Source organism: Aquimarina litoralis, assembly GCF_039523995.1.
In the GTDB taxonomy this organism is placed as follows: Bacteria; Bacteroidota; Bacteroidia; order Flavobacteriales; family Flavobacteriaceae; genus Aquimarina; species Aquimarina litoralis.
This window is the reverse complement of record NZ_BAAAGE010000001.1, coordinates 956761-969651: the sequence shown is the minus strand read 5'-3', so window position 1 is coordinate 969651 and position 12891 is coordinate 956761. Positions and strand designations below refer to the sequence as shown.

The 12891-nt window shown below is 29.8% G+C and carries 10 protein-coding genes; all 10 read right to left on the bottom strand.

Features of this window, described 5'->3' with window-relative positions; genetic code table 11:
* Position 1: 1 nt before the first annotated feature.
* Positions 2-1081, bottom strand: coding sequence for a glycosyltransferase family protein (locus ABD077_RS03730; RefSeq protein WP_343910631.1), 1080 nt, complete (start codon positions 1079-1081; stop codon positions 2-4).
* 8 nt (positions 1082-1089) lie between these two features.
* The gene (gene wecB / locus ABD077_RS03725; protein ID WP_343910629.1) at positions 1090-2190 is read right to left on the bottom strand and encodes a non-hydrolyzing UDP-N-acetylglucosamine 2-epimerase; all 1101 of its coding nucleotides are present in this window, start codon (positions 2188-2190) and stop codon (positions 1090-1092) included.
* Between the two features lie 134 nt (positions 2191-2324).
* Positions 2325-3668, bottom strand: a complete 1344-nt coding sequence (locus tag ABD077_RS03720; protein WP_343910627.1) for a lipopolysaccharide biosynthesis protein — start codon at positions 3666-3668, stop codon at positions 2325-2327.
* 214 nt (positions 3669-3882) lie between these two features.
* Positions 3883-5211, bottom strand: coding sequence for a UDP-glucose dehydrogenase family protein (locus ABD077_RS03715; protein ID WP_343910625.1), 1329 nt, complete (start codon positions 5209-5211; stop codon positions 3883-3885).
* Positions 5208-6356: an MraY family glycosyltransferase gene (locus ABD077_RS03710; protein WP_343910623.1), complete on the bottom strand. Its 1149-nt coding sequence runs from the start codon at positions 6354-6356 to the stop codon at positions 5208-5210. Before ABD077_RS03710 ends, ABD077_RS03715 begins: the two co-directional genes overlap by 4 nt.
* Positions 6357-6374: 18 nt before the next feature.
* Complete coding sequence (locus tag ABD077_RS03705; RefSeq protein WP_343910621.1) at positions 6375-7472, bottom strand: hypothetical protein; 1098 nt, start codon at positions 7470-7472, stop codon at positions 6375-6377.
* A 16-nt stretch (positions 7473-7488) separates the two neighbouring features.
* Positions 7489-8781 carry a hypothetical protein gene (locus tag ABD077_RS03700; RefSeq protein ID WP_343910619.1) on the bottom strand — a complete coding sequence of 431 codons (1293 nt, stop codon included), beginning with the start codon at positions 8779-8781 and terminating at the stop codon, positions 7489-7491.
* Positions 8782-8858: 77 nt separating this feature from the next.
* Positions 8859-9605 carry a glycosyltransferase family 2 protein gene (locus ABD077_RS03695; protein WP_343910617.1) on the bottom strand — a complete coding sequence of 249 codons (747 nt, stop codon included), beginning with the start codon at positions 9603-9605 and terminating at the stop codon, positions 8859-8861.
* Entirely contained in the window at positions 9595-10797 is a 1203-nt protein-coding gene (locus tag ABD077_RS03690) for a hypothetical protein (protein ID WP_343910615.1), read from the bottom strand. The genes ABD077_RS03695 and ABD077_RS03690 overlap by 11 nt, the downstream gene beginning before the upstream one ends.
* Complete coding sequence (locus ABD077_RS03685; RefSeq protein WP_343910613.1) at positions 10778-11968, bottom strand: glycosyltransferase family 4 protein; 1191 nt, start codon at positions 11966-11968, stop codon at positions 10778-10780. The genes ABD077_RS03690 and ABD077_RS03685 overlap by 20 nt, the downstream gene beginning before the upstream one ends.
* Between the last annotated feature and the right edge of the window lie 923 nt (positions 11969-12891).

Below are 12891 nucleotides of genomic sequence, written 5' to 3'. Positions count from 1 at the left end.
ATTATTTGTTTTCGTTTACGAACCGCGATAGAAATCCCAATCTTTTGTTTTCTTTAGTCTCATAACTAAGTTTCTCAATTATTTCGGTTCTATCCATTTTTTTTCCTGACCAATTAAGTACAAACTTTTTAATAGATGAAATATTATCTGTTACATTGTTCTCCTTATTTGGTAATTCTAAAATATAATCTGAACCTTTCATATCTACATCATATCCTCCAAGTATAACAGGAAGTGAATTACAAAGATACTCACGTAATTTTAATGTAGAACTTTCATTAACTCCTGCCTTATAAAGCGATAAACTTCCAATAGCAACATCGCAATATGCGTATATTTCCTTTATTTTTTCCAACGCCAAATAACCATGGAATTTCAAATTATTTATATCAGTTTTTTCTTTTATACCTATTATATGAAAATCAAATTCTGGTAACTTCTTAGCCATATAATAAATTTTATCAACTCCATGCCATTGACAATTTGGACTACCTACAAATATCAATTGAGGTTTATCATATATTTTATTCTTTTTTATCGGATTATTATCGAATAAATATCCATTACCTATTGTAACTTTTGGAATCTTTATATGATTATATAATTTGTTTAATTCATCAGTAACAGCTATTAAACCATTCATATGATTTAATATTTTGTTTCTTCCAAACTTATATATTAATCTTCTTGGCAAGGTTTCATTTTGAATTTCTATCAAATCGTTAGTATTGACTTCCATAACAACCTGATAAATTTTAAAAATTTTAGTAACGCCTGGGTACCATATTCCTTGTCTGTAATAAATTATATCAGGATGATATTTTTTTATATCCTCATTTATACGGTTTGAATTTCTTATCTTAAATAAGTAATTATTTAGAGAACTATTTTTTCTATTAGAATAGTAACTCTTTCTTTCAACATCGATAATTTCACTATTATTAATACCTCTGGAAGGTTTAGTTGACAAAACTTGAACCTGATGTCCATTTTTTTTCCAAATAGTAGTTTGTTGAATAATTTTATTTAAAATACCGCTTGGGGAATTAATATCGAAATCTACTAAATACAGAATCTTCATTAGGAAAATTATCTTTGCTGATAGTTCTTTACAATTCGGTCAATTATCAATGAAGCCGCATCTCCATCTCCATAAAAATCGTGAGATAAATTTAATTTTTTTCCAATCAACTTATCATATAAATTAATCAAATTAAATTCCTCTGTCCACAAAAAATTACATTCAGATTGTACTAACTCTATCCACTCTGTTTCTGATCTTAATGTAATGCATGGCTTTTTATGAAAAAATGCTTCTTTTTGTATACCTCCAGAATCGGTAATAATCATTTTACAAGCTCTTTGTAACATCACCATGTCTATATAACCTATTGGATCGATAAAAGTAACATTTTTGGTCACTATTTTGAACTCCTCTTTTTTTTGTTTAGTTCTTGGATGGAGCGGCAAAACTACTTTGATTTTGGTTGCTAATTCGTCTAATTCATTGAATATTCTAGATAACCGTATTTTGTTATCCGTATTTTCAGCTCTATGCACAGTAGCTAGAACAAAATCGGTATCTCTTAAACTTAATCTTTCAATAATTTTACTATTTGATTTAGCTTTTTCTGTATAAAACAAAGCTGCATCGTACATTACATCTCCAACTTTATAAACTTTATCACCAGAAATACCTTCCTTTTCCAAATTTTCTACTGCTGTATTTGTAGGCGTGAATAATATATCCGAAACATGATCCGTTAAAATTCGATTAATCTCTTCTGGCATTTTTTTATTAAAAGATCTTAAACCTGCTTCTATATGCACAACTGGTATATGTAACTTAGTTGCTGCTAAAGCTCCTGCTATTGTGCTATTTGTATCTCCATAAACCATAACCAAAGAGGGCTTTTCTTCTAAGATGACCTTTTCAATTTCGATTAACATATCTCCGGTCTGTTTACCATGATTTCCACTTCCTATTTCCAAATTATAATGTGGTTTAGGAATATCCATCTCTTCAAAAAAGACAGCAGACATATTATCATCATAATGTTGACCTGTATGAACTATAATTTCAAAAACGTCTTTAAAATTTTTTATAACTCTTGATACTGTGGCTGCTTTAATAAACTGTGGTCTCGCTCCAATGATGGTTATAATTTTTATCACGTGCCTTTCTTTCATTTTAATTCCTTTTAAGTATCATATTAAAACAATAATAACGTTATTTTTTTTATTGTTATTAGACCTTATAGAAAATAATATTTATAAAGTGGTTTTTTGATCATTGGTGCGAATATAGTGCTATATTCAATAATTTATAGAAAGTACTTTAAAGAGATTACTGCTAAGTAAAATGGTAATGCATAAAAGATAACAATAGACCAGTATTTCAAAATATTGATGGTAGTATAATTATGAATCATAAAAGTAGCATAACTAAAATAACTTATTGCACTTATACAGCTAAATAACATTATTGTTATATACGAATCTTTAAAATATAAAATACCAAGTAAAAGTGCTACTAATCTTAGCGCAGACATTATACAAAGAAACACGAAACCTATTTGTTGCTTTTCCTTAATAGTAATAATAAAAGTTATTGGTGATACCAAAAAGTTAAAGAATGCCCATGGTATAATAGCACTTGCATAATTTCCAGCAACCTTCCATTCATCTCCAAAGACAAATGAAAATATCTCTTCTCCAAAAACAAATAGTAATGTTAAGGGTATAAAAGATAAAAAAAATAATTGTTTATGTGTTTTAAATACAAGATTAGAAAATGCCTTTGGGTCATTTTTTAATAAGGAACCCTGTTCAAAAAAAACTTGACCAATAGCACCACCCATAATGGATATTGGTGTCATCAAAACTTTATATGCATGAAAATACAGTCCGCCATATACTGACCCAAAATAACTTGGTATTAATAGTATTGGAGCTTGAATAGTTCCAATATTAAAAAGGCTTGATGGCATATCAAATAAAGGAAATTTGATATATCTCTTTATTGTGGCTTTTGCTACTGAATATTCTATTCTCTGTATAAATTTTTTATTCCCCTTTAGTAAAAGTATAGCTTCTACTATTGAAGAAATAAAAAAACCTAAAATCAATCCCAAATATTTTAACAAATAAAGGCTCAATTGTAGTGTAGATTGAACTATCGACCTACCCACTTTAGACACAGATATCAGCTTATACTGTCGCTTTTTAATATTAGTAAAGGTAAAAAGCTTTGTTATTCCCAGAAAAAAAACTGTCGGTATCAATAAATAATTCCAGTACCCTTTCTCTGAAAAGTTGAAAAACGGTATTTTTTCTAAAAAAATAAAAAATAAAATCCCAAAAAACAGACTAAAAAAACTAATAACAATAACAGTGAGAGATATCACATTTGTTTTTTCATCTTTATTATCAGTATTCATTATTGCCAATTCGAATTTGCCAGTAACTACTTCTGATAAAATCACTGAGGCACTAATATATATACCTAAAATAGAGAAATCCTCTGGGGAATATAATCTAGTTAGTAAAGGAGAAATAAGTATTGGAATAAACTGAGCAATTGATGTCCCAGAAACTAATGTTATAACATGTTTGAAAAACTCATTTTTGGTTAGGTTATAAAATTTTTCTTTTATAAATTTTACCATTTAAATTAAAAAAAACTATTCAATACTTAATCTAATAACATATAAATCAACTCACAATATGTTTTATTTTAATATTTGTAAAGTAAAACAACCGTTTTATAGAAAACACTAGTTTGAGATTATTCCTTAGATTCATTTTCAATTTTATCATTATAACAATTCGACTATGAATAAAAGGTCCTTTTCAAATAATTTACTTTGTGTTTAAGCAAACTTAATGCACAAGGGTTGTTTTCTTTATTGGCTTTCTTCCAATGGAGAAGTATGTGATTTCTTCTTTTTCCATATCCATAAGATCATATAGGTTTCTTCCATCAAAAATAACAGGATACCTTAAACTATTCTTTATCTTATTAAAATCAGGAGTCCTAAATATACTCCACTCTGTGCATATCACTAAAACATCTGAGCCTTCTAAAGCATCATACATAGATGTTGAAAATGTAATCCTATCTCCATATCGGCGAGAAACATTATCCATAGCCTCTGGATCAAAGGCTCGTACCGCTGCTCCTCTATCTAATAAACTCGATATAATATCCAATGATGGAGCTTCGCGAATATCATCCGTCTCTGGCTTAAATGCAAGACCCCAAATAGCAAACGTCTTCCCTTTTAAATCACCATCAAAATACGATTCAATCTTGGGAAGTAAGGACAACTTCTGCTTTTGATTAACATCAATAACCGACTCCAAAATCTTAAAATCATAGCCATCCTCCTTACCCGATTTATGCAATGCCTTTACATCCTTTGGAAAACAGGAACCCCCATAACCAATACCAGGAAATAAAAATCGCTTACCAATCCTAGAGTCTGTACCCATACCTATACGAACCTTATCTACATCTGCCCCTACCTTCTCGCAATAATTAGCAATCTCATTCATAAACGTAATCTTGGTCGCTAAAAATGAATTCGCCGCATATTTTGTAAGCTCTGCAGACTTCTCATCCATAACTATGATCGGATTCCCTGACCGTACATAAGGCTTATATAACTTCTTCATAAGATCCGTAGCTCGCTCAGAAGAGGAACCTACAACGATACGCTCTGGCTTTAGAAAATCATCCACCGCAAATCCCTCTCTTAAAAACTCTGGATTCGATACTACATCAAAATCAAACTTGGAATTCTTTAATATCGCTGCTCTAACTTTCTCTGCTGTACCTACAGGAACCGTACTCTTGTCTACTATAACTTTATAACCTGAAAGAAGCTTACCTATCTCATCTGATACGCCTAATACATAAGACAAATCAGCCGAACCATCCTCATCCTCCGGAGTAGGTAATGCCAAAAAAATAATGTCACCATGATCAATACCTTCTTTAAGTGAGGTGCTAAACTGCAATCTATTCGCCTTTATATTACGCTCAAAAAGTACATCCAAATGAGGCTCATAGATCGGAACCTCACCATTGCGCATCCTTTCTACTTTGTTTTCATCTATGTCTACACAAACTACCTCATTACCCGTCTCTGCCAAACAAGTACCCGTTACCAAACCAACATAACCCGTGCCTATTACTGATATTTTCATTTTTTTCTTTTTATTTTTTCACTACCATGTTTCACTTCGCCAGTGAAATTTTTCATTTTTTTCCTAAAAGAAACTCTTCTTTTTATATTCGTTATACTATAATCCAATCTGAAAAATAAATAAGCCAAACCAATAATAAAACAAATTAAAACAACTAATAAATAGTGATTTTTTGAAGTACTAGCTAAACCTACAAATAAAACAATAAACAATAAATTAAACCCTCCGATTATTAAACTTGCATTTCTATGTGATAACGACAAGTAATCAATTAAAATATGATGTATGTGATTCCGATCTGGCGAAAACGGACTTTTTTTATTGGCTATTCTAATTGTAAAAACCCGTGCCGTATCAAACAACGGTACTATTAGGATACTAATTGCAATTAATGGAGCATTTTCCAATAAAAAAGGTAAATCTTCATAATTCTCTGGAGTTAAACTTAAAAACTTAATTGTAAGTATACTAATTATAAATCCAACAATAAGCGATCCAGTATCACCCATAAAAATTTTACGTGTTGAAGATAAGTTAAAAGCCAAAAATGCCATTAAAGATCCATTTAATGACAGGGATAAAATCATATAGAAATAATGTTTTGTAACATAAAAAATAGTGGTATACAACACCAAGATTACAATACCTACAATTGCTGCTAATCCGTCAATTCCATCAATTAAATTATAGGCATTAATTATAGTAAGCATAAAGAATCCTGCAATCAAGTAGTATAAATATAGAGGAATCTCTCCTATTCCTAAAAATCCATTTAACGAATGAACTACCAAATTATTATTCATTAACAAAAAACCTACTGCACATAATTGAGCAGCAAGCTTTGTGTACGGAGACAAAACCAATAAGTCATCCTTTAACCCAATAATCAATAAAATTGTCAATCCTGGGATGAAATATATCGTTTCGTATTCCTGATCCCAATATTTCAAAAAAAACAATGTAAATATTAATGTATAGAAAAAAGAAACTCCTCCTAACGTAGGGGTTTTTTTTTGATGTGAACTTCTATTGTTCGGTTCATCCATTAACTTTTTATTCTCTACTAAACCAATAATCTTTGGTATCGTAAAAAATGTTAATACGTAAGCCCCACAAAAAAATAATATTGGATAATATATTGGCAAAACTTCGATCTGTTTTATTTAATCGACTTTTTTGTAAGTCGTAATTCTTTTATTGTATCTATCATTTGGGAAAAATTCAATTCTATCAGGATCTGTATAAGATTCATTTATTTCTAACAAATCTTGATTGAATTTAAAAGTAGTAGAGCCTTCAAAATCACTTAAAATTTGATAATTTATATTTTCAGCAGAACGTTTTGCAATAAAAAGCATCTCATTGTTTTCTAAAACAACCCAATATCCATTACTTATTTTTTCTTGACCATCGAAACTAGTGTTTATAACAAAACTACCGTCTTCTGACAAAGTTAAATTAGTAAAATTCATTGTGTTACATACAGTTATATCATTAAAATCTGGTGGACCTGTATCGTAGGTGTAACATTCTTCGACTTCTGGATAATAAGTTCTCACATAGGTTGACCAATAAATCATACTATCGGCAAACAATTTTTCGGCGCTCCAGTCTCCGTTCATACTTGGTTCTCCAGCTAGTTTTTTTACCTTAATTTCTAACTCTTTTGTACCAACCAACTTTCCATTTTTAACGGGCGTTGAAATAATACTGAATTCATTTAATGGTAATACTTTATTATTAAAAGAGACCCATATATCAAAACGGCGATTACTGGGTGTACCAGTAAAAGATTCCTTATCAATAAAATAAAAGTCTTCGGAAATATTTCCATGGTTGTCTTTAAATCGCAATATTGCGCCCTCGTAACCAAATTGATCTTGAAAATTTTGAAGCCTCAAATTAAAACCAACTTTCTCAAATACTTTGCTCGAACCTCCTAAAACTCCTGTAAATGTATGATTTGAATTATCATCGCTTTGTTCTGGCAAATCTATTTCGGCAAAACTTAATATATCTATTTCTCTAACACCACCTCCGTAAACATGATCATAGAATTTAATCGTATTAGCTAAGAGATTCAGAGTCTCTATATTTTCTTCATTATTGGTATCGCCATTTTCGTCTCCTTCATTTTGATCATCCTCTTCTTGATCAATTTCATCACCAATTACTGGAATATCTACATTTTCTTTCTCACAGGAAACACTAAGAAAGGAAATCAGGACAAATAAAACAACGATTAACCTAAATACTTTCATTCTAAAAAAATTAAACTTATAAAGCTGCCACCATATTATCAAAAACTTGACTTAATGGGATATTTTGTTCCGCGGTCTTCACTTTATTTGCTGTATCAATGTAATAACCAATGGTATGGTGTTCTCCATTTTTTATAGCTACAAATGCGATATTTTTTCTAAAATTAGAAATTTTATTATCACCTATAATAGAAAAATGATCATCAATGTCATTAGGGTATGTTAGTTCGACAAACAGACTTTCTTTTCTATTATCAACTGTAAAAATCTTAGCTCCATCCTTTTCAGAAACATATTTTTCCAAAATATTTTGAGCTACAGAAGCATCTGACTCGGATCCAAACTCAATTAAAAAATCTCTAGACATTCTAGGAGTAAGCTTTTGAATACCTTTTATTCCAAGTTCATTTTCAAGAAAAGGCTGGTGGTTTTTTAATCTCCAATAAAAAGTATTATGCTTATGCGGTTTTTGATGTAATCCGGTACAAATAATTAGTCGAGTTTCTAACTCTAATAACCTCCCTATAATTTTATCATATTCATCCAAAATCATAAAAAGAGGATCCTGATCCTCTGGGCAATACCACTTAGGGTTTTTAAATTCCCCATCATATGCTGATGAATTAAACATATAATGATGTTGAAAATGAGCACCTGTATTTAAAAATAAATTCGAAAAATCCGGAGAATGTTTCTTCCATTGATGTACAAAAATATCCCCTAACAGTTTATCAAGAACTACGGCTTTAATACCTACTTTAGATTTAATAGAAGCTGCTAATTTTACATATTGGCCATAAGAAGAAAAGGGTACTGCTCTTAAAAAGGCTTTGAATATTGCAAGGATAGAATTTTTGGAAACTTTTTCTTGCGCATTGTCATTTACTGCTTGTGAAACTGCCTTTGATACCTCCTTAACAAATTTTTCGCCAGATGGAGATGTTTGTGTCCAAGGATCAGGTACGAAAAATTTCGGATTTTTTAATCGGTTATCTGCATTAAAAGGGCTAACCGCACCAACGCTATATCCTTTCTCTTCAGCTATTTCAAATATTTGTTTTAAATCTTTTCTATTCACAATATCACCTAACCTAAACACCTCATGGTCACTATATTTCTTACCTGTATGTATAGTAACCCATTGTATCCACGGTTCAAGTAACTTGTATTCATCCTCTGAGGTAGTCTCCGAATATCCATATTCTTCAAATATTCGTTTGAAGTTTTTCAAATACCCCAAATCAATATAGTGCCTAATGAAATCGAAATTCAACTCATTTAAACCCAATAATATTAATTTATTTTTCATCTAAAAATTTTCAACAATTTATTGTGCCTTGCAAAGATGGGAATAATATTTCATAGACTATTCACTTTGCTTTAAGTTTAGCGTAAAATATTTAATAGTTTGGAAACAGAGTAATATAACACATAATATATACTCTTTAAAAAAGAAGTTTTCTCATGTTCCCTATATAAAATCCAATGATACTTTACCAGTTTAAACTTATTCGACGAAATAGAATCTTTTCTAACTCTATACAATGCCAAATTTTCATCAATTCCTATTGCGTTAGTTTTTCGCAAAAGCTTTAACCATAATCCCAAATCTTGTCTTTTTTTTATAAGTGGCATGTAAACTTTTCCAAAAAAATCTATATCAATAACCACCGTTAAACAGCCTATGGGATTTGACATTATTGCATTCCTATAAGATACCTCCGCCTTGGATTTAATTATTCTTCCTAATTCACCTTCTTCACTCACCAATTGATAGGATGTAAAAGTGAAAGGAATATTTTTATTAACCATCATTCCAACCTGTTTTTCCAGTTTTTTCGGATGCCATTGATCATCACTATCTAAAAACGCAAGGAACCTTCCTTGTGCTTCTTTAATAGCTCTGTTTCTTGCTACTGCAGCTCCTCCATTTTTTTCAAGCTGTATCAGTCTTACTCTATTATCTAATAAACAATAATCATTTATAATAGCAACCGAATCATCTTTAGAACAGTCATCTACTATCAACATTTCCCAATTTTCATAGGTTTGTTTAATAACAGAGTCTATAGTTTCTGATATATATTCTGCAGAATTGTATGATGGAGTAATTATGGTTACTTTATGATTCATCTGAAATATCCCTAAAATTCTTGTCGTTGGAATTAATAAAAACGTACATCATGGAATACAGTAACATAACATTCATGCTTGATACAAGATTCCCTGAAAATAACGTCGCTATTAGCAACGCAAAAGTACTAAAATGCAATATTCTTTTGTTTGTGTTTTTAAGAACTTTTACCAAAATAACTCCATAGCATAAAACACCTAGGATACCAAAAAACAAGAAAATATCAAAAAGCTCTAATTCAACTCTAACACTACTAAATAATGGACCTCCTATTATATAATTCATAAAATTCCATTTCTCCGTCATAAATGGGATGGCATGTTCCTTTAATGTAATTTCTCGATAAGAAAGAAGAGCAGATACTAAATTTTGGTGTTGATATATTAAAATAAACTTATGTAGCAATTTATCCCACAAATTTTGTAAAACTACTACGATTCCTGCAAGGGCAACAAGAAAAGAAAAAGTGAACAATCTGGATTTGAAAAGATGTTTGTTTGCTATTAAAAAATAAATAAGAAATAGTACTGCTGAAAAAATTGCCTTTTTAGTTCCTATCAAAAAAACGGTAAAAAATATCAATATTATATTTCCAAAATATTTTGCTTTTTTTTCCTTCCCATATTTATGAGCGTATCCGATTAAACTCAGAAAATAGATATAACCAGCTTCGCTATGGTACAATAGAAATCCTTGGTATCCAAATCTATCTCCTCGAAAATAGGTTTTAAAAATATTGATTTCAAATATAAAACCAGCTAAAACGGCTATAGAATTGAGTGTTATAAATATTAAAAAAAAATCAATTACTTTTTTAAGAACTTCTGCTTTGATCGAACTTATGAATGCGATAAAAAGAACAGAAAAAAAACAGCTTAAAAAATAATATCCATTAAATAATATATTTTTAGTATCTAAAAAATCATACAATAATAGCTGATTAACAAGATAACAAATACCTAATACAAAAGCTACGTATAAAGTTTTAGTATTGTAGGTAATCAATTTCCTGAATAAAAACAACCCAACTACTATGTAACATATTTTAAATGCCACAGCATAATCATAAAATAGCCGAGTAACCTCATTTTTATAGAAAACTTTAGCAATAAAATCATACGAAAAAAATAATGGTAGAAGTAAGGCAAAAAATGTTTTTAGTCTGTTCTCACTATTTACAAATTTTTTCATAGACTTCGACATGTTTATTAGCAAAAGACTCCCAAGAAAATCTTTTTGACGCCTCTATTACTTTCTTTGTATATAAATCTTCATTCCCAAAAATATCCTCAATAGCATCCACAAAATCCTGTGGACTAGAACCGTTAGGTGCAATCCCAACTTTTTCTGCATTTACATATTGCTCTAACTGCCCACCTGGAGTTACTACGACCGGAAGACCATAGGTTCTTGAATCACTTACTGGACCACTAGCAGAAGGAAATTTATCGCTATGTGTTGAAAGAAATATATTACCTGCTTTAAAATAATAATCAAATTCCTCTAACGAAAGATATCTAAAATCTGATATTACTTTTTCTTCTATTCCCATCTCTTTCATCATCTTTCTTATATACTCCTCTTTATAATCAGAAAGTGAACCAGCAACCAGCAGTTTATATTCTTGTGGTAACAATTTTATAACCTCAAACGCAAATTCTATTCGTTTATCCCTTCGGATCATTCCTAAAAAAGAAATTATTTTAGCTTCCTGATCAATACCTAATTTGTTCCTTATTTCTGCTTTATTATACTCCTTATATTCATTACTAGGATAGTTATATCCCAAGATTTTTTGTTCAATCTTTGGAAAAGACTTTACCAATCGTTCTTTTATCCAATCTCCATGACAAACTACATAATCTGTATTTACCAAAGCTTTCTTTAGAAACCTCCCTACAATTGATTTATATATAGTACTTACAGAAATAGATTGAAAATTAAAATCAGAAGCGTGTATTGTATATATCAATTTTGTCCCTAGAATATTCTTAATTCTATTCGCCAAATAAATATACGAAACATACTCTGCATCCAAGACATGAATCACGTCAAATTTCTCTTTCTCTACAAACTCTAACAAGCCTTTAAAAAAAGAAATTCCAGTTCTTAGTCTATTAAATCCTCTTATTATCTGACCTAATTTACCATATTTCGCATATTTCTCTCTAGATGTAAAAGAAAATTCAATAGTGCTTTTAATTAAATCTCCTCCATTAAAATCATCTGACTTTAATTTTGTGTCATTAGGCACATAAACCTTAACCTGATGTTTTTTTGCTATATTTTCATATAGTTTTGTTAGGTATATAACACCATGACCCGAATTACTGGTGCTAGGACTTACTAAAAGTATTTTCATTGTTTGGATTTTTTTTGAAACTTCTTTTTTATTCTATTATTTTCCAACAACACAATTAACAAAAAGCAGTAATAAATAAAATATTTTGAAGCGCTTATTCCCGTAGAAACATTAAAAGAAATAAAATAGAATAACGAGAAATAGACTAAAACAGAGTACCTATTTACCATAATAGATCTAATTATTAAAAATAAGATATATAGTAAAAAAACAGAACCTATAAGTATTCCACAAACAATAAAATATTCAAGAAAAAAATTATGTGGTAACAAAGAATCATCTGTTTGAGAAAATGTAAAATTTGGAAAAAAGCCAACTTTTTCCACTAAGCTAGAATAAACACTCAGCCTAGTGTCTACACTTTTACCTCCCCCACTATAGATTGCATGAATTACTCTATTTATGGTTACGGCATTGTACTTTGTAGCAAGCACATATATATTCTTTAGAAGAAAATCCTTATTCAATAGAATTAGAAAACACGATACAATAAAAGTTATAAATACTTTATAATTTGAAACGAATATGTATATTAAACCAGAGAATAATAAGCCCACTAAAGCTTGTCTTGAACCAACTAATAATAGAAAAAATATCCAAATTAGGGATAAAACCCATTTCATTTTTTTGTTTTTCAGTGTAAAAAATAAAATACTTGTAGCTCCAATGGCATTACCTACATGTTGGTAACGATTACTTGCAATAAATCCATTAAAATAAAGTGTCATTAGTAAAATACTAATTAGGAAATATGAAAAAAGTAAATTCCTTTTAGTGACTTGTATTGGGTTTTTTTTGATCTCATTATAAAAAATTAGAAATAATGGGAAAAGAAACAAAAGAACATAAGTGGTCGTTTTTACTCTAATATCAAAATCTAAATGAACAACACCTCCTACAAACAATAAAATGGCAAAAACAGC